Annotated in this window: 17 protein-coding genes; 9 read left to right on the forward strand and 8 right to left on the reverse strand. The window is 71.6% G+C overall.

Translation table 11 applies throughout. The annotated features are described in order from the left end of the window. The first annotated feature begins 1,616 nt into the window (after positions 1-1,616). Together OG556_RS39875 and OG556_RS39880 are read left to right on the forward strand one after the other, a co-directional pair. On the forward strand, positions 1,617-2,153 hold the full coding sequence (locus OG556_RS39875) for a hypothetical protein (RefSeq protein WP_331731250.1): 537 nt from the start codon (positions 1,617-1,619) through the stop codon (positions 2,151-2,153). A 50-nt stretch (positions 2,154-2,203) separates the two neighbouring features. Next, positions 2,204-2,629 (forward strand): MarR family transcriptional regulator, encoded by a 426-nt coding sequence (locus tag OG556_RS39880; RefSeq protein ID WP_371523223.1) that lies wholly within the window; start codon positions 2,204-2,206, stop codon positions 2,627-2,629. Between the two features lie 978 nt (positions 2,630-3,607). Here OG556_RS39880 and lexA read toward each other — a convergent pair. The 3 genes from lexA to OG556_RS39895 are packed head-to-tail and all read right to left on the reverse strand — an operon-like array spanning position 3,608 to position 8,823. After that, complete coding sequence (gene lexA, locus OG556_RS39885; RefSeq protein WP_331731253.1) at positions 3,608-4,300, reverse strand: transcriptional repressor LexA; 693 nt, start codon at positions 4,298-4,300, stop codon at positions 3,608-3,610. Between the two features lie 36 nt (positions 4,301-4,336). After that, complete coding sequence (locus OG556_RS39890) at positions 4,337-5,404, reverse strand: hypothetical protein (RefSeq protein WP_331731256.1); 1,068 nt, start codon at positions 5,402-5,404, stop codon at positions 4,337-4,339. Positions 5,405-5,409: 5 nt separating this feature from the next. Continuing rightward, entirely contained in the window at positions 5,410-8,823 is a 3,414-nt protein-coding gene (locus tag OG556_RS39895; RefSeq protein ID WP_331731258.1) for a DNA polymerase III subunit alpha, read from the reverse strand. Positions 8,824-9,045: 222 nt separating this feature from the next. Here OG556_RS39895 and OG556_RS39900 point away from each other — a divergent pair, with 222 nt between their 5' ends. Next, the gene (locus OG556_RS39900) at positions 9,046-10,809 is read left to right on the forward strand and encodes a hypothetical protein (RefSeq protein ID WP_331731261.1); all 1,764 of its coding nucleotides are present in this window, start codon (positions 9,046-9,048) and stop codon (positions 10,807-10,809) included. A gap of 187 nt (positions 10,810-10,996) precedes the next feature. Continuing rightward, entirely contained in the window at positions 10,997-12,379 is a 1,383-nt protein-coding gene (locus tag OG556_RS39905; protein ID WP_371523225.1) for a hypothetical protein, read from the forward strand. A 330-nt stretch (positions 12,380-12,709) separates the two neighbouring features. Here OG556_RS39905 and OG556_RS39910 read toward each other — a convergent pair whose 3' ends face one another. From OG556_RS39910 to OG556_RS39920, 3 genes are all read right to left on the reverse strand, one after another. Next, complete coding sequence (locus OG556_RS39910) at positions 12,710-13,180, reverse strand: hypothetical protein (protein WP_371523227.1); 471 nt, start codon at positions 13,178-13,180, stop codon at positions 12,710-12,712. A 283-nt stretch (positions 13,181-13,463) separates the two neighbouring features. Beyond that, the gene (locus OG556_RS39915) at positions 13,464-13,673 is read right to left on the reverse strand and encodes a hypothetical protein (RefSeq protein WP_331731269.1); all 210 of its coding nucleotides are present in this window, start codon (positions 13,671-13,673) and stop codon (positions 13,464-13,466) included. A gap of 33 nt (positions 13,674-13,706) precedes the next feature. Then, entirely contained in the window at positions 13,707-14,228 is a 522-nt protein-coding gene (locus OG556_RS39920; protein ID WP_331731272.1) for a hypothetical protein, read from the reverse strand. 182 nt (positions 14,229-14,410) lie between these two features. Between OG556_RS39920 and OG556_RS39925 the strand changes: the two genes are divergently transcribed. Further along, positions 14,411-14,890 carry a hypothetical protein gene (locus OG556_RS39925; RefSeq protein ID WP_331731275.1) on the forward strand — a complete coding sequence of 160 codons (480 nt, stop codon included), beginning with the start codon at positions 14,411-14,413 and terminating at the stop codon, positions 14,888-14,890. A gap of 21 nt (positions 14,891-14,911) precedes the next feature. On the opposite strand, the gene OG556_RS39930 is transcribed toward OG556_RS39925, so the two are convergent. After that, on the reverse strand, positions 14,912-15,442 hold the full coding sequence (locus tag OG556_RS39930) for an NUDIX hydrolase (protein WP_331731277.1): 531 nt from the start codon (positions 15,440-15,442) through the stop codon (positions 14,912-14,914). A 223-nt stretch (positions 15,443-15,665) separates the two neighbouring features. Between OG556_RS39930 and OG556_RS39935 the strand changes: the two genes are divergently transcribed. Next, on the forward strand, positions 15,666-16,493 hold the full coding sequence (locus OG556_RS39935; RefSeq protein WP_331731281.1) for a hypothetical protein: 828 nt from the start codon (positions 15,666-15,668) through the stop codon (positions 16,491-16,493). Between the two features lie 280 nt (positions 16,494-16,773). Then, positions 16,774-17,238: a hypothetical protein gene (locus OG556_RS39940; RefSeq protein ID WP_331731284.1), complete on the forward strand. Its 465-nt coding sequence runs from the start codon at positions 16,774-16,776 to the stop codon at positions 17,236-17,238. A 251-nt stretch (positions 17,239-17,489) separates the two neighbouring features. Here the strand turns inward: OG556_RS39940 and OG556_RS39945 are convergent, their stop codons facing one another. Next, positions 17,490-19,382: a hypothetical protein gene (locus tag OG556_RS39945; protein WP_371523230.1), complete on the reverse strand. Its 1,893-nt coding sequence runs from the start codon at positions 19,380-19,382 to the stop codon at positions 17,490-17,492. 197 nt (positions 19,383-19,579) lie between these two features. On the opposite strand from OG556_RS39945, the gene OG556_RS39950 reads away from it, so the two are divergent. Together OG556_RS39950 and gltX are read left to right on the forward strand one after the other, a co-directional pair. Next, positions 19,580-20,068: a GNAT family N-acetyltransferase gene (locus tag OG556_RS39950; protein WP_331731289.1), complete on the forward strand. Its 489-nt coding sequence runs from the start codon at positions 19,580-19,582 to the stop codon at positions 20,066-20,068. A 59-nt stretch (positions 20,069-20,127) separates the two neighbouring features. Then, on the forward strand, positions 20,128-21,549 hold the full coding sequence (gltX, locus tag OG556_RS39955; RefSeq protein ID WP_331731292.1) for a glutamate--tRNA ligase: 1,422 nt from the start codon (positions 20,128-20,130) through the stop codon (positions 21,547-21,549). The last annotated feature ends 47 nt before the right edge of the window (positions 21,550-21,596 follow it).

Raw genomic sequence — 21,596 nt, forward strand, 5'->3', positions numbered from 1 at the left:
CGGGGCGGAGCCTCCGGCTCCGTGGTGCGGGGGTGACGGCTCCGCCGTCACCGTGCGTGGTGCCCGGGGGCTCCGGGCTCCGCCGGGGGGTGGGGTGGTTGGAATGCGGCTCCGCCGCATTCGTTGGGGGGTGCGGGTGTGGTGGTGGGGGTGGCGTTGACGTTTCACCGCGTTTCCTTGGTTGGGGCCCTTCCCTGGGGGTTGCCGGTCGGGGCTCCGCCCTCGACTGGAATGCGCGTTGACGATTCACCGGAATTCCTTGGACCGGCCCTTTGCCGTGAATTCGGGTGAGAGGCCGGAGGCCGGGGCGCAGCGCGGGAGGGCCGGAGGCCGGCGCCGGGGGCCGGCGCCGGGGCCGTGACGGGCCTGGACGGGGCACGGGAGGCCCGGGGGCGGGCGCGGGCACCACGGGCCGGGGTGAACCCTCCACGGGCCCGTGACGGGCCGTCCTCGCCCCCGGGGTGGGGAGGCCGGGCTCCGCACCGGCCGGACCGGACGCGCACCCCGGGGAACGGGCCAGGCCCAGGCAGGCCCGGAAACGCCCCGGACGGGCCCCAGCGGCCCCACGGCGCCCCCTCCGGCCGCAGGCCCGCAGAGAGCCCTCCCCGGGACGCCAGAGGGCCACCAGGCCCCCGGGCACGGCAGGGCTCCGCCCCGCACGGCGCGCACCCCACCGGGACGACCGCCACCGGCCACCAGGACGACCGGGCCAGCCACCGACCGCCCGGGCGCAGCACCGGCCACCCCCACGGACAGGGCACCACGGGCGAGCACCGACCGGCCACCGGCACGGCAGGCACCAACCGGGCTCCGCCCCGGACCACGGAGCAGCAGACGCCACCACCCGCCACCCGGGGCCGACCGGCCACCGCCCGGGCACCACCCGACACCACCACGGCCACCGGCCAGCCCGGGCGCACCGCTGGCCGGAGACCGGACTCCCACCCACCACCGAGACGAGACACCAGCACAGCCACCCCGGGCACCGGGCACAGCACCGAGCCCACCGGCACCGCCTGACGACCGGGCGCAGCACCGACACCGGCACCACCACCAACAACCCACCCACACACGGCAGTTCACACACCCACCCACACACCCGGCTCCAACACCCAGACAAACCAACCCAGTTGAGAACACCCCACCACCGGCACCAACACCGGCCCGACGACAGCGCGCAGCACCGGCCACCGGCCACCCGCCGGACGACAGCCCACCGACACCGGCCACCCCCCACCACCACCCCAACCAACCGCGACCGGCAACAGCCGGACGCACCGCTGGCTGGCCTCGCGCGCACGAGGGCCCGCGGTGGTGGGTTGCTCTTCTTTAGAAGATGGGGGCACGCCTGTGACCTGGGCAAACGCAAAAGTTATATGCACTCAGGGGCGCATGGAACGGGCTGCTGTGGGACGCATTTGCATGCATCCCTTACCTGCATAGATCGGCGGACTGGCACACCAAGAGAGGCACGGGGTTGCACGGCGACCTCGAACGGCCGGTTGTCCTCACCCCGAGGGCGGACGACACGGCGAGATGCAGGCGAGATGCAGGCCTTTTCATATGCCGTCTGATATGTTCTCAGCCGTTCTGGAGGACCACAGAGAGGACGGCCGGTGACGGAGTCCACGCCTGGCCGGCGCCGCAAGACCCCAGCTCAGAAGGTCACCAACGGGCTGGAAGACATCCTTGGTGACAGCCTGCAGAAGCTGCACGAAGCCAACCCAGGGTTCGGCTTCACGCTGATCGCAGACACCAAGAAGCCCAAGAAGCGTGAGGCCACGACGCAGGGTGGCAGCTGGGCGGGCATCGACAAGCAGCTCTTGCGGAACATCCATCTGTTCGAGTTCTCGAACAAGGAACGCGCGGTCCTCGACAACATGACGGCCGACGCTGACCGGGACGGTCTCTGGAGGGGTACGCAGGCAGCCCTCGCTGTAACGCTGCAGTGCAACCAGACCACGGTCTCGCGGGCGATTGTTAGGCTAGATCGCAAGAACTTCGTCTGGAAGGTCGCGCGAGGCACATACCAGGTTAACCCGACCTGGGCATTCGGATGGGGTACCGATTACTCCGCCAAGGTTATTGCCAAAATCGGCAAGGATTTCATGGCCAAGAAGGTCATCAATATTCCCGGGAAGAAGGCGGCCTGATGAGCTCACCCGCTGAAGGAATCCCTCAGACCCCTCACGAAGAGTTCTGGATGAACTCTCTGGCGCACGAGTACTTGCCGAACGCCAAGCTCACTTCAACGGAGCGGGACGTCCTGGACATTCTGTTCAGCCGGCAGGAGTTCGGCGGTTTGGTCAATATCACCCAGGCCAAGCTGGCAAAGCGCTTGGGCGTGCAGCAGCCGAACATCAGCCGCGCACTCACAGGCTTGGCGCAGCGTGGCCTCATCGACCCGCCCGAGATCCGACGGCGGGGCCAAGTCCGGATCCATCCCTTGTTCGCGCGCTACCCCAGTGCTCGTCACGCCTCGGCGGTCCTGCAAGACCCCGACCTCGTCACCTGGCCTCTGGCCATCCCCACACCTGAGATGCGACCTCCGCGCTTGGAGGTCGCATCCCGGTCGGCAGAACGGTCTGGGCGAGGTCAGCGTCCAGACCTCCGAGTAGTCCGAGGCTGAGCGGTCCGCCATGGTGCCACGATCCCCAACTGGGCCTGGCACCATGGCCTTTGCACATGCGGGCGGAGATGTATGCGCGGACCATGTGCGGATTGATATGAACTACAGGCAGCATCCCTGCCCCCGCCGAGGGCGCACCAGGGGCCCTCGGGAGATGCATGCACGAACATATCCCGTTTGATATGTAAGGCCCATCGTGAAGCGCCTGGCCGAGACTTCGCTGGCCGCGGTCGGCCTCCAGGCTTTCCGCCGTTGACCTGCAGCTGTCTTGCGGCAGAGCGGATCACTGTTGCTGAGGATCACGGTGATCCGCACCGTCCATCGCGCCTGATCGGCCCGGCCGCCCCTGCGGGGACGATGCCTTCGCACCTGGACGTCGCCCGGCCGGCGCGGCGATCTGGACGAGGGCAGCGTCTGGGACCCCGGGGCCCGCGGCTGCTCATGCTCCTGCAGAAGGTGGGCGTCATCCCGGGGGCACGGGTCCCCTCTGCGCATCACTGTTGCGGGCAGTAACAGTGATGCGCACGGATCGCCAGCGGCCTCGGTCGCTCGGCCGATCCGCCCAAACGGACCGCGAGCCACTGGCAGCTGGTTGCTCCGGGCCGGGCCTGTCGCACGAAGCCGAGCTGCATGAAGGGTGCCCCCCGCCGCCGCCGTGGTCCGCGTCCACTCATGACTGACCTGGCCGACGCCGCCAGCACCCGGGCGGCCTCTCCTGCAGGGAATTACCAGAGGTTGTTCATAATCCCGCACCCATGGCATCTGAATATATTCGCAACGGCGGCGAAAAAGCGGCAATTGGGCAATTGGATGGCTTTATGGATTTGAAGGTCCGGAGTCAGGCCTCCGACTGGCTAAAGGTCACCGAAAGTACTCGCCTTGGTCGCCAGACAGGCTCCGGCCAGCCGGGAGCACCTGACCACTAGAGGTCTGGACAACTGGCCTCATGGCTCTCCCTGGCCTCTAAGGTCGTCAGACTCAGAGGCGGCGGAGTACCGCGACGACCTTGCCGAGAATGGTGGCGGTCTCGCCGGGGATGGGCTCGTAGGCCGGGTTGTGCGGCATCAGCCAGACCCGGCCGGTCTCGCGCTTGAGGCGCTTGACGGTGGCCTCGCCGTCGATCATCGCGGCCACGATGTCGCCGTTCTCGGCCACCGGCTGGCGGCGGACGGTGACCCAGTCACCGTCACAGATGGCGGCCTCGATCATCGAGTCACCCCGCACGGTGAGGGCGAACAGCTCACCCTCGCCGACCAGCTGACGGGGCAGCGGGAAGACGTCCTCCACCGTCTGCTCGGCCAGGATCGGACCACCGGCGGCGATCCGGCCGACCAGCGGCACGTACGAGGTGGAGGGGCGGGCTGAAGCAGGTGCGGGGGCGCCGACGATGCCGAGACGGTAGTTCGAGAGGCAGTACGCCCGCGGGCGGTGCGGGTCCTTGTACACCAGACCCTTCTTCTCAAGAACCGACAGCTGGTGGGCCACCGAGGAGGTCGAGCTGAGGCCGACGGCCTGGCCGATCTCCCGCATGGACGGCGGGTATCCGCGCTGCTGGACTGAGTCTCGGATACACCGGATGACCGCTCGCTGGCGATCGGTCATCCCGTCGTCGCCGGTGCGGATGCCGGGCGGCCGGCCGGAGCGCACGGAGGGCTGGGTCTCGTCCGTCACGGCGCACTCCTTCTGTGTGGATCTTGGGGTCGCACTCTATGCCCGCCTCTCTGGCCTCGTCCATACACTTTCCGCACTCCGACCTGCGGTGATGTCGTTCTGTCCAGCTCGCGGCATGGCCAGTGCGGCAGGGCGTACGGTGCCTGTGCCGAATCGCGCGGCGGCGCGGTCCAGGACGGGTTCCAGCGTTCGGGCGGCCTCGGTGGTCGCGTCGAAGGTCAGCTGAACTCCGCTCACGGCCCGCGTGGTCAGGCCGCCCGCTCTGGCGGTGACCGCTCGTACTCGGGCCCGTTCCAGCCCCATCCCTGAGAACAGGGCATAGAGCGCGTCACGGAGGACCGGGCTGTGGCCGGTCGCCTCCGCCAGGGTCTTCGACCTGGTGGTGGCTGACCGGTCCGCGTATGTGACCTGCAGCTCGACGGTACGGGCGCCCTGGCCGGCGGTGCGCAGCCGGGCGCCGAGGTCGAGGGCGAGGGCGAGGAGGTCGCGCCGGATCTCGTCGGGGTCGAGGACGTCGCGGTTGAATCGGCGGGTGGAGGTGATGGTGGCGGGCGGTCCGGCCGGGGTGATGGTGCGGCGGTCGGTGCCGGTGGCGCGCTCGGCCAGAAGCCGTCCGGTCGCGGCGCCAGCGATCCTCTGGACGGTGGCCACCGGGACGGTGGCGAGCTCCCCGATCGTGTCGATCCCGTACCGGCGCAGCTTGCGTTCCAGCGCCGGGCCGACGCCGGGCAGCAGCCGGACGTCCTGGTCATGGAGGAAGGCCCGGGCGGTGACCGGGTCTTCGGGCAGGACCTGGATGGTGCCGGGTCGGGCGGTGTCGGCGGCGATCGTGGCGTACAGGCGGCTGGCGCCGAGTCCTCCCGTGCTGACCAGGCCGAACCGGGCGGCCAGGCGGGTCTGCAGCAGATCAGCCAGCTCTGCCGGGGACTGCCCGAAGTACTTGACCGCACCGGCGAGTTGGAGCAGGACGGCGTCCGGGGGGAGGGCCTGGATGACGGGGGTGATGTCGGCGAGCACCGCGAAGGTCTGCCGGTAGGTCTCGAAGGTCGGCCGGTGGCAGCGAAGGTGCAGCACCGTCGCTTTCGCGCTCGTGCAGGCGTTCACGGCGTTCACCCTGGAGAACCCTGGGAGGCGTGCCACATTCGGCCCGGTCCGCCCGGCCGGCCGTCGGGGGCTCGGTCCGCGGCGCCGTCGTCGTCGCGCCCCGGATCAGTGGGCGTGGCGAGCAGGGCGCGGACGCCGGCGGTGCCGCCCTCTGCGCGGGCTTCGGCAAGGGCGGTGAGGTCCCAGGCCCGGTGCCCGACGACCGAGAGGGAACGCCCCCGGTGCTGGAGCTGGCCGCGCACCACCAGCAGCCAGGAGTGGAAGAGGGTGTGCGCAGCCGCCTCGGAGTCGGGTCCGGAGAAGAAGGCCAAGTCGATGGGCAGGCCGCCGGCGCCGTCGTCAAGGGTGATGAAAATGGTGCGGCGTCCGGACTTCTGCGGCGGTGTCTGGATCGCCACCTTCGCCCCGGCGACCAGCACGGTCTCCCCTGCCTCGACCTCGCGCAGCCGGGTGGAGGGGGTGACGCCGAGCTCGGCCAGCAGCGCGTGGTGCTCGGCCATCAGGTGCCGGGAGGCGTCCAGGCCGATCACCTCCAGCTCGGCTGCCAGCTCCTCCCGGGGGGTCATGACGGGCAGGCCGCTCGGCGCGGGCGGCTCGGCGGGTGCGGGCAGGGCGAGCTGGTCCGGGACGGCGGTGCTCCGGCGGCCGTGGTGGAGCTCGTCCAGGAGCAGCAGCAGGTCCCGGCGTGGCAGGTGGCCACCCGGCACTGCGGCCAGTGCGCCGATCCGGGCGAGATGCTGGGCGGTCGGCAGGGACGGGCGGGCCCGCTCCCACAGGTCCGGCACCGAGCTGAAGGGGCGGGCCGCGGTGATCCGGGTGACTTCCTCCTCGGTGATCCCCTTCACCGAGGCGAGCGCGATCCGCAGGCCTGCCCGGCCGTCCGGCCCGGCCTCGACCCGGTAGCCTGCCTCGGAGGCCTCCACGCACACCGGAAGCACCGGCACACCGCGGCGGCGGGCGTCGGCGAGCAGCAGGCGTAGCGGGTACATCCCCGGGGCTGCTTCGAGGATGCCGGCGTAAAAGGCTGCTTGGTGGTGGGCCTTGAGCCAGGCCGACTGCACGGTGGGCACCGCGAACGCGAGGCTGTGAGACCGGGCAAAGCCGTAGCTTGACATGCCCATGACCATGTTCCACACCGTGTCGATGACCCGCTGGTCGTACCCGGCCGCCGCGGCCCGCGTGCGGAACCACGCCTCCAGCGCGGGCACCCGCGCCGGCTGGCCCAGTGCGCGGCGGGCCTCCTCCCCCATGGCCAGATCCGAGCCGGTGAGCACCGAAAATGTCTGCGCGACCTGCTCGTTGAACACCAGCACGCCGAAGGTGACCTTCAAGGACGGGATCAGGTCGGGGTGCGGGTACTGCGGGGGGCGCTTCCCGTGCCGGGCCAGGAGGTACGGCCGCACCATGTCCGCCGCCAGAGGCCCCGGTCTGAACAACGCCAGCTGGTTCACGACGTCCTGGAAGACCGTCGGCTGGGACCTGCCCAGCAGGTCCCTCTGGCCGGGGCTATCGAGGCTGTAGACCCCCAGGGACTCTCCCTCGCGAAGCAGCTCGTAGGCGGCCGGGTCCTCCAGCGGCACCTGCTCGGGATCGTCCAGGTCGACCCGGACGCCGGTGGTGCGCTCGATCTCGCGTACCGCGTACGCCATTGCGGACTGCGTGCGGGACCCGATGACGTCCATTTTCAGGAGACCCAGGCCTTCGCCCTCGACGTCGTGCTTGTCGAACACCGACATGGGCAGGCCCTCTCCGGGCGTGGGCATCACGGGGGTGCGGGCCAGCAGCGAGCTGTCGGACAGCAGCACGCCGCACGGGTGCATCGCGATCCCGCGCGGGAGTGCGTCCAGGCCCTCGACGAGGTCCCAGAAGCGGTCCCCGTACCGGTCAGCCTGGGCGGCGACCTGGCGCAGCTCCGGCAGTTCTGCCATCGCCGAGCGGACGTGCTTCGCGGCGATGTGCGGGAACGCCTTCGCCAGCCGGTCGATCTCGGCCGGGTCGATGCCCATCGCCATCCCGGTGTCGCGGATCGCCCACCGCACCCGGTAGGTCTCCGGCATCGCCAAAGTAGCGACCCGCTCGGGCCCGAACCGGCCCAGGATCGCCCGGTAGCAGTCGATCCGCCGGGCGGACTCCACGTCCACGTCGATGTCCGGCAGGCTGGTACGCCGGTAGTTCATGAACCTCTCCATGATCAGCCCGTTGGCCACCGGGTTGGCCACCGAGATGCCGAGCAGGTGCACCACCAGCGAACCGGCAGCCGACCCGCGCGCCGCCACCCGGATGCCCAACTCCTTGATGTCCTGGACCACTTGGCCAACCGTGAGGAAGAACGCGGGCCACCCGAGGCCACTGATCACATCGAGCTCTTCCCGGAGCCTGAGCTCGGTTGCGGGATCACCGGCGTACCCGCGGGTCACCATCGCCGCCTCGCACCGCTCGCGCAGCACCTTCGCGGAGGTCCCCGGGGCGATGCCGAGCCGGTCCTCCTCGGGGAAATGCACCCGCCCGATCCCCAGATCCGAAGCCGGGTCGAGGCGGCACTCGTCCGCCGTCCGGGCGGTCACCGCCAGCAGCCGCTGGGCGCCGGCCGGTCCCAGCCCGGCCGCCTGCGCCACCTCGGCCGCCAGCTCCGCCATCGCGCCGACGTCCTTGAGCCACCGCTCGCCGTTGCACGTCGCCCCCCTCTGCACGGGGCGCAGCAGCCGGGCCGCGTCGAGGACGTCGGCGACGGGGGCCTGGCGAGCGTCGGCGTAGCGGACCGCGTTGGTGAGCACCGGCAGGAGATCGAGCTCGGAGGCCAGGCCTACCGTGCGGGCGGCCAGGCGCAGGGAGCCGGGGCCGGTACCGGTGCGGCGCAGGTGGACCGCCTCCAGCCGCAGGTGCGGGCCGAACCACTCCCGCCACGGCGCCAGCAGGGTGGCGGCGCGGTCGGGGCGGCCGGCCGCGAGCGCGCGCACCGGCTCCGACGCGGGGCCGACCAGCGCGGTCAGGCCCTCCGCGTGGGCGGCGAGCACCTCCAGCGGAACGACGGGCTGGCCGCCACCGCGCTCGGCCCGCACCGCCCACGCCGTGGAGATCAGGGTGCACAGGTTGGCCCAGCCGGTCCGGTCACGGGCCAGCAGCGTGACCCGCGGTGCGGACTCGTCCACAAACGCCCCGCCCCTGGCCGGCGTCCGGCGCCGCGCCGCGGCCTCGGGCTGCTCGACCAGACCGACCGCGAGGTCCGCCCCGAACAGCGGCCGGAGCCCGTTCGCCGCGCAGGCCTTCGCATGCCGGACCACCCCCGACACGGTGTCACGGTCCGTCAGGGCCAGCTCGCTCAGGCCCCGTTGGGCCGCCCGCTCGGCCAGCAGCCCAGGAAGCGCGGCACCGAAACGGACCGAATAGCCGGAGGCGACGTGCAGATGCGCGACCACCACGTCACCTCCGGCCCTTCGGTCAGCCCCCTTCGTCGCTGGTCCGGCTCCCCTCCGGTGTGGCCAGCGTAGACCTTGTTCGATTATTTGTTCGAATCATTACCCCAGGTGGGCGAGGTGTCGCACCCCGTGCCCCGCACGTGGGCATCACATGGTGTCCTCAACGGGCCAGAACACCCCGGCGGTATAGCTACGCTGACCACAGTGCCTTCGGAGGGAGCAACGGTGAGCCAGCGACACGGTGCCGCGTCGCCCAACCGCGGGGCACTGGAGCAAGCCGGTGTCGACCTCCCCGCGATCCTGGACGCCACCGTGCCGCTGGCCCGGCGGGGCAGCGGCAAGTGGCACGTCGCCACCCCGAACCCGATCCGGCACCGCTGGGGCGGCGGGTGCCCGCACGCCCACGGCCTGAAGGCCGACGAGAACATCGAGGTCCCGTTCCTCGACCTGCTGGACGGCGTCTGCGCGAAGTGCGTACCGGCCGCCGCCCTTCCCGACCCGGTACGCGGCCTGTGGACCGCCTGCCTGGCCATCACCGAGGCGGACCACCGGGCCCGGTCCCTCGTCGGCGGCTCCGGACTCAGGACCTGGCCCGGCTACGCCCGCGCCCTGGCAGCCGGTGCCCACCACGACGACGAGGCCGTGCGAGCGCTGCTCAAGCCCTGGCTCGACCACGACGAGGTCGGAGAGCAGGCATGGATCGCTCTCGCGGCCTGGACCGCGGTGATCGAGCGATCGAACCTGGCCCTGGCCGACTACCAAGCCGCCGCGCCGGCCGCCGACACGACGGCTGCCATCAGCCGGGCCTGCGACACGGTCGCGGAGGACCCGGCCGTCCACGCCACCTCCCGCGCCCTGGACACCGCCGTCGGCCGCGAGTACCGGTACGGCCCGGCGCACACCTCGCTCTGGCCGCTGGTGCGCGCGGTCTGGAGTGCCGCCCGGCGCCAGGGCCGGTGCGCAGAGGCTGCGGTCACCCTCGCCCTGACCGCGGCGCAGGAACGCTGGGGCGCTGCCCGGGTCCGGGACGTCACGGTCCTTCCCACCCCTGCCCGCGTCCCGGCCGGCTCGTACGCGACGCCGGCGGCCTGGGCTGACGAACTGCTGCGACTGTGGTGGAGGGAGGCGGTCACCACGTGGTGCACCCGACTCGAAGACGCCCTCGATGTGAGCGCGACTGAAGAGGACGGGCGGACACTGCTGCTCGTGCGGGACTGGCCCCTGACAAGGCCGGGCGACGAGGAACTCGCGTACCTCTCGCAGTTTCCGCAGAGGGGCCCCACGGTCCCCGACGAGCGGGACGCCGACCCCTACAACCGCACTGCCAGCCAGGCCGTGGTGCTCTCCGTCCCGCACTACGCCGCCGACCAGGCCGTCGAGCATGCCCGCTACCAGAGCGGCCGGATCACGCCCGGCGGCCCGGACGACGCCCGCACCAGTGACCCGGGCCCCAGCGCCCTCGCGCTACTGCGGACCGTCTACCCGTACCTTCCCGAGGACGTCTTGGCCGACGGGGCCTCATCCGAACCGTCGGCCGCGGTCCGCACGGCCCGCGCGGCGGAGCGCGCCGCCCGTGATACCCAGGAACAGCCGCACTGGTCGGAGAGGCACCGTGCGGCCTCCACCGCGATGTGGCAGGACGCCTTCCGCAGTGGCAGGTGGACCTGGGTGCCGGACGACACCGACAACGAGGCGGCGCCGCCGCAGCTGACCACCCTGCTGCAGCCTTCCCACGACTGGCAGGTGATGCGCCTGCACGTCGAGTGCGGGCCGGCCGGTGACACCAGCCTGCACACCCTGTTCGGCCACCCGGAGGGCTGGGACTCCCGCCGAGGCGCCCTTCGCTTCCGTCCGGCGCACGGCCACCGGACCGTCACCGTGGCGCAGCACCGGATCGTCGGCCTGACCGGCGACCCTTATCGGCGCGGTGGCGGCCGGGCGCCGCTGTGGGAGGCGTACCGGAGTCCGCAGGCTCCCCGGAGCTGGTAACGCGGACCGGCACGGGAATGGCGACCCTGGCCCCGGTCAGCTCGCTTCGCCGCTGCCAGCCGGTTCCGGAAAAGGCGATGCCCGGCCAACGGTCCTCCCCCTATACATGAGGGGACGAGAACTCCGCGCCCGGCCGACTGCCGGGCCGACCCGCACCACGCGGGCCCGAGCGAACGGCGAGCACCTGGTGCTGAGTCTGGAAGAGCGCATCAACCGAGTCTGGTACCCGGAGGTCCGGCCGCTGGTCGCGGACGCCTACCGCTGCCACAGCACCGGCACACCCCGAGCCGCCATCGTGGCGACCTGGACGGCGGTCTGCGCCGACATCATCCACAAGCTCTACCAACTCGCTGAGGACGGTGACGGGAAGGCCACCGCGATCACCGCGAAGCTCGACGAGGCCCGGGGAAAGCTCGACACCGAGGCGATCAAGATCGTGGAGGACCTGGAGAAGAAGATCCTGGAGCACGCGCTCGAACTGGAGCTGATCGACGGGATCGAGCACCGGCAACTGCTGCGCTTGAAGCAGGACCGCAATCTCTGCGCACACCCTTCCCTCCACGCACTCGGGGACGTCTTCGCCCCGACCGGCGACTACGCACGCGCCCACCTCGTGACCGCGCTGGACGCCCTGCTGGTGCACCCGCCCACCCAGGGGCGAAAGGTGTTCGAACGGTACATCGCGCACGTGAGCGACCCGTCCTTCGTGGGCAACGCCGACTACCTGGTGCAGATGTTCGCGCAGCGGGTGAAGTCCAGCTCCTGGAAGCTCATCGTGGGCATCGCGGCCAAGCACGCCATGCTGGATCTGCCGGTGCCCGAGGACAGTGGCATCACCGCGAGCGTCGCCGCCGATCGGCACGCGCTCTGCCTCGTCGCCTTCGCCCAGCACGACCGGGAGGCCGCGCAGAAGGCCGTCGTCAAGGCGATGCCGGCGTTCAACGGGCTTCCCATCGAGCAGCAGGTCAAGGTGCTCGGGCGCCTCGGCAGCTTCGAGGTGTTCGCGGACGCCTTGGACGCGTCGGTGTGCGAGCAGATCGGAACCTACGTCGAGCGTGGCTCGACCCTCCCCGCCAACAACGCCTCCTGGTCGTTGGCACCGGGGCTGACCCCTCTTTACTCTCTGGTCGGAGTGGAAGCCCTCCGTGGCCGCATCCCCGCCCTCGCCGTTAAGTTCACGAGCCTGCACCCGCTCCAGCAGGCGCACATCATCGAAGGGCGGCCCTGCGACTACTTCACCGACTTCCTGGCGGGCATCCTCACCTCGGCCGGTAGCTTCCGCTCGGCGGAGTCTCTCACCAAGGCGGCGGTCATCCCGTGCGCCCGGCTGATCAAGCCCGACCAGCTGAGTCCCATCCTGACGGCATGGGCCTCGAACTTGGAGTGCCGCGAGGCGGGCGGGATGCCCGAGCTCGCGGTCGAACTCTGGGAGAGGGCGACCGCGCTGCAGTCACATCCCGCATGGACGGTGTTCGTCGCGGAGGTGCAGGCGGTCGCGGCGAGCGAGTGGTACGAGTACAAGGATCTGGCCGCCCGCATCGGCTGGAAGGGTGCCGCTGGCACCGCATAGTCGGCGGCGGGCGGCCCTATGCCGCGCTGCTCGACGCGGTCGCCGAGTATCACCTCGACAGAGCGGGATCTGAGATGGCACCCCGCCCATGGTGACCGGCCGGGCTTCGGTGACGTCCACCGCCTCGGTACGGTGGCGAGCCCACCACCCGGCGGGACGATGGGCGGTAGCCCAGGCGCGGCGGCGGCCGTGGCCGGTTCCTCCGGGGCGGTGCGGGCTCGGTGCTGGGCGGCGAGCCCGGGCCCGGCCACGAAGTGCAGACGGCCGGGCCCGGGAGCGACGGGGGAGCGCTCCGAGGGGCCCGGCCGGCGGGAGGCGAGCCGTGCCGGGTCATGGCACGGCTGCTCTGCTCGGCGGTCCAGTGAGGCTGTGGTGGGACCGCCGTGGCCGGAACATTAGACCTGGCTGGCTATCCACCGCCAGGGCTTTGACCTGGGAGTTTCCGGCCGCGGACATGCCATCTGCCGCCTTGGTGACGAGATGGGCCGCTCCTCCTACCGAACGGGCCAGATCCGGCGGCTCAGTACGGCGGGCGGCAACCGACGGGGGCAGGAAGGTGCCGTCGTACCCGGCGAGAGGGACGGTAGGCACCGGCCCGGGGTAGCAGGCCCGTTCGAGCCACTGCCCCTCCTCCGGGTACGCGGCCCGGGCCTGGGCACGGAGATCGGCATCCCACTTCTCCAGGGCAGCCCTTGGGGCAAGGGTCTCGTCCAGGTCGGGCATCACGAAGTCGGGGTGCAGCGGCTCCTCGGCAGTGACAGCAGTGGCGGGAGCGTCTTCGGAGGTGATCATCTCGGGCACCCCGAGATGATAGGCGGCCCCGCCCACAACCGGTGCGTCGGCCCGCCGACCACCAGCCGGGCGGACCAGGGGATGATTTAAGGGCGATCGGTAGGCCGAGCCGTCTTCCGGCCACGGGGCTCGGCCCGTTCCTGGCCGGCCGCTGCGATGGGCGGCCACCCGGTCGCCGTACGCACGATGTCCGACGTGCCGGCGACCGGGCCCGACGTGCGAGGGCGTCCGGCGTCCTGGCTTCAGCACGGCTCCCGGGTCGTGCAAGTTGCCGGGAGCCGTGTCCAGCAGGCTACCGGCTGGTGGTCGGTGTGCCGTTGGCCGCGATGCGCCGACCTGCGTGGCTGCGTAGGCCTTCGGGATCGGTCGCCACCTGGCCGGCGTCTGTGATCCAGGCGTAGCCGCCTCCTACGCGGAAGGTCCAGCCGCCCGGAGCTCGCTCGAACCCTTCCGCCTCGGGCCAGACCTGCCGAGCGCTCGCGATCGCGGATTCCTCGTCCATCGTCACCCTTCTCTCTCTTGGTCGTACGGTTCGTCAGCGCGCCGATTGCTGCTGCGGGGCGGTGGCAGGGTGGTCAGGGTCGGTCCAGTCGACGGTGCGGACGGCGTTGGAGGCCCAGGCCCGCCAGCCGTGGATGCTGTTGTCGAAGTGTCCGTCCAGTTCGACGGTCTGGATCAGGACCGGGCGCCGGTCGTCGTCCCACTCCAGGACTGCGGTGACCGGGAGTCCGTCGATCACGGCCCACCCCCGGTGAGCGATGCGGGTGGTCCAGGCCGGCGGGGTGTTGATGCGAAAGTGCGGTGCTTCCTCGCGCTCGGATTTCCAGGTGAAGATGACGCCCGGCTTGGACCAGGCCGGATCAGATACCACCACGGCGGTCGGGACCGGGGGGACCGCCGAGGGGTTGTGGCCGGGCAGGCTGGATCCCTTCCAGGTCTTGGCGTAGATCTCGCCGATCCGGCTGCCGAGCATCCTGGCGAGGTCGGCTTCGAACAGCTCGGTGATCCGGGCGCTGACCGCCTCCCCGATTGCCTTCCGGGCCTGGGCGACCGTCATCACTGCCGCTGTACGTCCCACCGCCGCGCCCCTCTCCGAACCGGGCGGTCGACACCCGGATCCCGCCCACCGTAGCGAGTCACCCCGTCCCTGGAGGCTCGATCACCCGATCGAGTGAAGGTCGCGGCGCAGCGGATGACCGCCCCCGGTACCCGCCGCCCCGGCCGCCTGTTGAGCACGGCATGACGATGCACAGGACTCCGGGCCGGCCGACCCCCGAACAGGTCGCCGGTGAGGTGTGCGCGGTGGACCTGGTCGCAGCGTGCGCGCGGCGGGACGGCGCGGAGGCGCTCGCGCTGGTGAACGTGCTCACGGGCCAGGATCTCCTGGTCCGCCACATCGCGCAGTTGAAGCTGGCAGAGCTGCTGACCGACGCGATGGGCCGAACCGGTGCTGGCCCCGGTGATGCCGCCGCACCGGCGGCGCCCGCGCGGGTGGCGCAGGAGCTGGTGGTGCTGCTGGAGCGGGTGCGCTACCCCGACGGCGTCCAGACCGCGGTGGCCGCGCTGATCGCCGGCGACCACCGCCCGATCTCCCGGACGGACGGAACGGTCTCCCTGCTGGCGTTCGCCTTGGCCACCGCCGCGTTCGGCACGGCGGGATGGCCCGACGGCGGGCTGCTCGCCCTCTTGAGGGAGCGGCGCGAGCGGCTTGCTCTGTGAGCCGGAGCTCGACGGCCTCGGTCAGCCGCTCGCCGCGGCCGTCGAGGCCGCGACGTCCCGGCCGTCGGTGAGCAGCGCGGTCGTGCGGGTGGTGTGGGCGTGCCAGAGGGAGGCGAACCAGTCGCGTTGCTCGGGCTGCAGGTGGGGCAGCCACTGGTCGTAGGTGCGCCAGGCGTAGGTGTCGTGCTCGGGGCTGAGCCGGACGGGCTGGCCGTCGGGTACCGGGTCGGCGTCGAAGGCGAAGTCGATCACGGGGGGCCAGCCGTCGGCGGCGGAGCGGTAGTCGATGACGAGCGGGCGCAGGGTGCCGGTCGGGAGCAGGCCGGTCTCCTCTTCGACCTCGCGCCGGGCGGTGCGCGCGGGCTGCTCGCCGAGGTCGCCGAGTCCGCCGGGCAGCTGCCACCAGGCGGGGTGGCCGGGGTAGGCGCGGGCCTGGTGGAGCATCAGGATGCGGCCCGAGAGGTCGGTGACCAGCACGGTGGCGGAGACGGCGTGCGGGGGGAGGGCGGCGGCGAAGTCGGCGGGGGTGATGGTGGTGGTTGGGCTGGTCAAGCGGATCGCTCCTTCGGGTGTCCGTGAATCGAGCGTATCGCGATCAACAAGCCTTCTGAACAGGGCAGTTGACCTATCATCTGATCATTTCAGTCGTGGCCGGACGGTGGTCTACAGTGCTGGGCAGTCCCTGCAGCCGATGCCGATCTGAGCGAATGGACACCCACCCCGACCCCCGCACCACCGCCGTCTTCGGCGCCCCCTCGACCCGAACAGGAACCCCGTGACTGCCGCCCTGCTCCCCGACCGCGTGAACCTGGCCCAGATCGGCCAGCTGGCCTGGACCGGCCGGGCCGCCGTCGCCAACTGGCGCAAGCGGTACGTCGACTTCCCGCGCCCCGTCGGCGGCACCGACATCAGCCCGCTGTTCGAGCGGGCCGCCGCCGAACACTGGCTGCGGGAGCACGGCCTACTCCCCCAGATCGCCATCCCGACCCCCGCCGAGCGTGCCGATGCCCGCCTCACCGCGCTCCAGGCCGTCCGCGTGCTGATGCCCGGAGTGCTGGCCGGAGCGTTCGCGGACAGCTACGAAGGGGAGGCACCGCAGGAAGGCCGGGCGGCGATCGCGCTGCTGCGCGACTGGACGAAGGTCGCCGACACCTTCACGGAGGTCCTCCCCCTGCTCCTGGAGCTGGGCTACCTCACCGCCTCCGCCCTCGCCACGGTCAACCAGTTCGACCGCGCGCGCGTCGACGCCTGGCTCTCCGCCCGCACCGACGCCGCCGACGAGCAGGCCGGCGCCGACCCCTCCCGCTTCGGACTGCGGGCGGACGCCACCGCCGCGGCCATCGCGACGATCGCGGCCGAGGTGCTGTGGGTCGTTGACCGAGACGCCCTATACGAGCAGCACGTCGCCCGTACCGGCCGCCGCCTGTGGGCCGAATCCCGCGTCACGGGCGAGGAAGCGCAGGTTCGCCGGTTCGAGCTGGTGCTGTCCGCAGGCTGGCTCGCCGCACACGTCCTCGCGCCTGCTCTCGGAGGGCGCCCCGCACGCATCGACGCCCACCTTGAGGCCCTGGCCCGTCACATCATCGACCGCCGGACCGGGTGACGACGGCCCGGCGGCGGTGACCTTCGCAACCCGGGCACCGACCGGGAACCGGCCGCACCACGTCCAGCTGGCGGCACGCCACGAGGCGGAATCCATCCCACCGTGCGGCCGGCCTCGATACGCTGCCGGTGGGCCGTGCGGTGTGTCGGTCCCGGACCGCTGACGGCCGCGACCGGCAGCACCAACGTCCTGACGGTGCTCCGCATCAACGCCCGCTCGTAGCAGTCCCGGTGCCCTCCAGCGGCCCGGATCGCGGGCCGGTGCCAGCTAGGACACCCACATGGTGAAGAACCACGCCCGGAAGAACGCCGCCCGGGCCCGGACCGCCGAGACCGGCGAGAGCCACCAGGCCGCCGTCGCCGCCGTCCGCGAGCGCCCCTCCCTCCTGCCGCCGCCCCCGACCGCCGAAGAGATCCTCGCCGAAGGACGGGCGACGATCGTCGCCGCGCTCGGCGAACTCGCCCAGCAGACCGCCCACCCGCAGCGGCGGGCCCTGTACCTGGAGCTCCAGCAGGAGGTCGAGGCGTCCACGACGTTCGCCGACATGCGCAAGGCTCGGGGCACCTTCGCGTTCCGCCAAGCCGACGGGTACTGGCTGGACCGCTGGAACGCGCTGTCGGCGACCCCGGCCGGGACGGAGGGGGTCCTGGAGGGCATCAACCGGTGCTACTGGGCGCGGCGGACGATGTACGAGTGGGTCTGGCCCCGGGAGTGGGACAAGCACCTGTACGGGACGGGGTACTGAAGACACGCCCTGCCCCAGGCCCCGGCCTGCGGGCGCAGGCCGCCTCCGACGGAGGGGTTCCGCCGGAGGCGGCTGCGTTGCGGTCGGGCTGTTCTACGCGGGGCCGGCTGGTGTCACAGTCCGCTGAGGCATTCCCGGGTGAAGCAGGGGCGAGTGTTCCCCTCGTACCGGCCGGGGCAGCAGCCCCTTTCGATCGGGTGCGCGGCCTCCACGGCGGCCCCCTCGTCGGAGGCGCGCCGCCACCTCAGCGATCAGCCGCTCTGCCCGGGCAGTGACGGGTGTTCCGGCGGGGTGGTGAGCACCGGGCCGTCTTCCTTCCGGCAGTAGTGGCAGTGGGCGCGGTCCGGCTCGTGGTCGTCGGCAAGCAGACTCAGCTGGTTCCAGGGGACGAGCGCGGGGCCGGTGGTCTGGAGCGCCTCGACGGCCGCCACCAGGCGGTCCGACTGGGCCGGCATCATGCCGGGGATGAGGGTGGCTTTCCCCTCGTGCCAGGTGACGTGCTCGATCGCCGCCGCGATCGTCGCGGCGCTGCCGATGGCCGGCAGCATGACGACCTGGTCGGTGTCGGTGATGACGAAGCCGACCGTCCTCGGCGCGGACTCGGTTGTCTGGGTGGGCACCAGGACCAACTCCAGTGGCCTGCCAACCAGTTGTTCGCCGGACGGGGGCTTGGGGACCGGGCTGTCGTGCCCGGCCGGGGTGTGGACGGACTCGTAGGGGGCCGCTGTTCGGCGCGGTACGTGGAAGGCGAACAGGGACGTCTCCTCGGCGGTGGCGCACCAGGTGGGTCCTGCGGGCAGCCTCCAGGAGGCCAGGGCGCTACGGGCGACCGCCTGTGGGTGGCCTTCGAGTTCGGCGAGGACGCGCTGGGCCCGGAGGCTGGAGGTCCGCTCGGCGTACGGGGTGATGCGACCGGTCAGGAGCGCCCGTAGCTGCCGGGGTAGGGCGGCGAGGTCGATGACGGCGGTGCCCACGCTGCTGGGGTCCCCGAAGATGGCGAGGGCGTCCTCGGCCAGGCGCTGGGAGGGGGATTGCTCCATCAGCCACTCCAGGCCCTCGAACATGTCGCCCTGCTGCCGGGGCGCGTCGGGGAGGCTGAACTGGACCGGGACCTGCCAGATGGCCGGGTCGGCGTCTGCCGGCAGCTCGCCTCGGTTGCTGCCGAGCTGGGACTGCCAGGCGTGCGCGGACGTCGACCACCAGGCGGCTCCGAGATTGCGCACGGAGTCGGCGAGGGCGCCGGAGCGGGTCGCGGCGATGCTGGCGCAGCGCTGGTGGAAGGCCCAGGCGGAGGCGAGGGTCGGCGGTAGCTGGCCGCCGGGGGGTGCGGATGCCGGGTCGGTGTGGACGGCAGCCACCAGGTCGGCGGTGGCGCAGCCGGGGGGCCACAGCGGCAGGCGGTGGCCGAGCGCGGTGACGAGGTCCTGGAGTTCGTGGCGGTCCAGGCGGTGGAGGCGGCGGAGCCGGTCGTGGAGGTCGCCTCGACTGGGGTCGGGCTTGGAGTCGCTGGAGTAGAGCTCCAGCAAGCGGGCGGTGGTGTCGGGGGCGGTGAAGGTCGGCCGGTCGGTGGTGGGCAGGAGCAGCAGGGTGCCCAGGTGGGTGTCGGGGTCGTCGGGGTCGTGGTCGTGATGGTCGGTGATGAGGTCCTGGACCAGGTGGGCGAGGGGGGTTCCGCGCTCCCACGGGCGTGGCCATCCGAGCAGGCTGCCGGTCTCACTGGGGATGAGGGGTGTGACGATCCAGAGGCTGGGTGCGTCGTGACCGGGGGTGTCGTAGCGGGCGACGTGGACGTCGACCGGCTGGGGGGCGAAGCGGCCGACGTTGCGGGTGTCGCCGGGCGAGAGGTGCAGGGTGCGGGAGTCGGCCGGGCGCAGGTGCGGGCCGTCGGGGCCGGGCAGGAGCCAGGAGGCCGTCTCGGGTGGCAGTCGGCGGCCGGTGGCCGCGCACCAGCGGGCGATGGTCTCGAACTTCCAGCGTGGTCTGGTCTCTGTGCTGCCCTCGCCGTCGGGCTTGGGCAGGGGCGTGCCGTCCTGGGTGTGGAGCAGCTGGGAGATGCGGCTGCGGTGCAGGCCGGTCAGGGCGGCGATGTCGCCGCTGGCGAGCGTCGGCGGGGTGGTCCGGGAGCGCAGGGCAGGCAGTCTCAAAAAGGCCATGCCAGAGGCTAACAGTTTTGTTTAGCATCCTCATGGAAACAGAGAATCCCCTCACGACTGGTTCTTCCGACCAGTTGCCGCGCCATGCCGCATTCAGGGCAGAGATGTGAAGACGACCTGCCCTGTTGCCTGCGACAACCACCCGGAAGACCCTGGAACGTGGGGCCGAGAGCGGGGAGAGTGACCAGATGGCCCTGGAGACGAAGGCTGGTACAGCGACTGAAGTGCGTGCCGCGTCAGCGCGGGACGCAGAGGAGCTGCTGAGACTGCGCGTCGCCGTGCTGGCCGGCGAGCCGGTCACGGCGGAGTGGCGAGCAACCTTCCTGGCCGACATGAAGTCCCAGCTCGGCCGCAACCTGGACCTGGTCGGATACGTCGCCGAGACCGGCGACACGCTCGCGGCGTGCGCGGTGGGGACCGTCTACCGGGGCATCGGCGGGCCCGGATACCCGCAGGGCCTGTGGGCGCGGATCCACCTCGTGGTCGCCGACCCGCGCTTCCGGCGCCGCGGCCTGGCTAGCGAGTGCATGAACGCCCTCGTCGCCGACCTACGGGCACGCGGCTGCACCTCGATCGAGCTGCGCTCCTCCGACGAGGGAGTGCACCTGTACCGGTCGCTCGGCTTCGTCGAGCACGGCACCTACATGGCTCTCCCGCACCTCACCGGTACCCGGTGAACCGGCCCGCCCCGGAAATCGCTCTGGGTGATCTTCCCGTTACCGATACCCTGCGGTCTATGACTGAGGCATCCCGTCCCGTTCGCGTCCGATTCGCTCCGAGCCCCACCGGCATGTTCCACGTCGGTGGCGCGCGCTCGGCTCTGTACAACTGGGCGACGGCACGACAGCAGGGCGGCACGTTCGTCCTGCGGATCGAGGACACCGACGCCGCCCGCAACAAGCCCGAGTGGACCGAAGGCATCATCAGCGCGCTCGCCGCGATCGGCATCCACGGAGGCGACCGGGCCTTCGAGGGCCCCTACTTCCAGTCCGCCAATGCCCCCCTGCATCGCGCCGCCGCCGAGAAGCTCCACACCGCCGGCCGCGCCTACTACTGCGACTGCACCCGCGAGCAGCTGACGACGCGCACCGGCTCGCAGCAGCTCGGCTACGACGGGTTCTGCCGCGACCGGGCGCTCGGCTTTGAGGAGGGCCGGGCGCTGCGTTTCCGCACCCCGGACGAGGGAGCCACCGTCGTGGTGGACCTGATCCGCGGCGAGCCGGCGTTCCCGAACTCCGCCATCGAGGACTTCGTCATCGCCCGGGGCGACGGCTCACCGGTGTTCCTGCTCGCCAACGTCGTCGACGACATCGACCAGGGCATCACCGAGGTCATCCGCGGCGAGGAGCACCTCTCCAACACCCCCAAGCAGCAGCTCCTCTGGCAGGCGCTCGGTGCCACTCCCCCGGTGTGGGCTCACCTGCCGGTGATCGTGAACGAGAAGCGGCAGAAGCTGTCCAAGCGCCGCGACAAGGTCGCGCTGGAGGACTACCTCGCGGAGGGCTACCTGCCCGAGGCCCTGGTCAACTACCTGATGCTGCTCGGCTGGGGCGTGAAGGACGACGTCGAGATCCGCCCGTACGCCGAGCTGGAGCAGCTCTTCAAGGTGGAGGACGTCAACGCCGCCTCCGCGTTCTTCGACGTCGCGAAGCTGCGCTCGTTCAACGGCGAGTACATCCGGGCCTTGACCGTGGATCAGTTCACCGCGGCGTGCGCGCCGTGGCTGGCCGCGCCCCGGGCCCCGTGGCAGCCGGAGGCGTTCGACCCGACTGTGTTCGCCGTCCTCGCCCCGCTCGCGCAGTCCCGGATCGCACTGCTGGGTGAGATCACCGAGCAGGTCGACTTCGCGTTCCTGGACACCCCGGTCCGCGACGAGGCGTCCTGGGCGAAGGCGATGAAGGATCCGGTCGGCGCGACGGCACTGCTGCGCAGCGTTCGCGAGCGACTGGCCGGCGCAATCTGGGAGGCCGACGCACTGAAGGCCGAGCTGGAGGCGGTCGGGGCCGAGCACGGGCTGAAGCTCGGCAGGGCCCAGGCGCCGGTCCGGGTGGCGGTGACCGGACGGACGGTCGGCCTGCCCCTGTTCGAGTCAATGGAGGTGCTCGGCCGCGAGCGGACCCTGACCCGCCTGGACGCCGCCGTGGAGCGCCTGGCCTGACCGGTCGCACAACAGAGCGCTGCCCACCCCGAGGATCTGGGGTGGGC

The organism is Kitasatospora sp. NBC_01300, assembly GCF_041435235.1.
Lineage (GTDB): Bacteria > Actinomycetota > Actinomycetes > Streptomycetales > Streptomycetaceae > Kitasatospora.

Bases quoted from the DNA above. Each gene is read 5' to 3' on its own strand.
- OG556_RS39880 (WP_371523223.1), top strand. From the start codon at position 2,204: ATGAACTCTCTGGCGCACGAGTACTTGCCGAACGCCAAGCTCACTTCA.
- OG556_RS39915 (WP_331731269.1), bottom strand. From the start codon at position 13,673: ATGGACGAGGAATCCGCGATCGCGAGCGCTCGGCAGGTCTGGCCCGAG.
- OG556_RS39920 (WP_331731272.1), bottom strand. From the start codon at position 14,228: ATGACGGTCGCCCAGGCCCGGAAGGCAATCGGGGAGGCGGTCAGCGCC.
- OG556_RS39925 (WP_331731275.1), top strand. From the start codon at position 14,411: ATGACGATGCACAGGACTCCGGGCCGGCCGACCCCCGAACAGGTCGCC.
- OG556_RS39940 (WP_331731284.1), top strand. From the start codon at position 16,774: ATGGTGAAGAACCACGCCCGGAAGAACGCCGCCCGGGCCCGGACCGCC.
- OG556_RS39950 (WP_331731289.1), top strand. From the start codon at position 19,580: ATGGCCCTGGAGACGAAGGCTGGTACAGCGACTGAAGTGCGTGCCGCG.
- gltX (WP_331731292.1), top strand. From the start codon at position 20,128: ATGACTGAGGCATCCCGTCCCGTTCGCGTCCGATTCGCTCCGAGCCCC.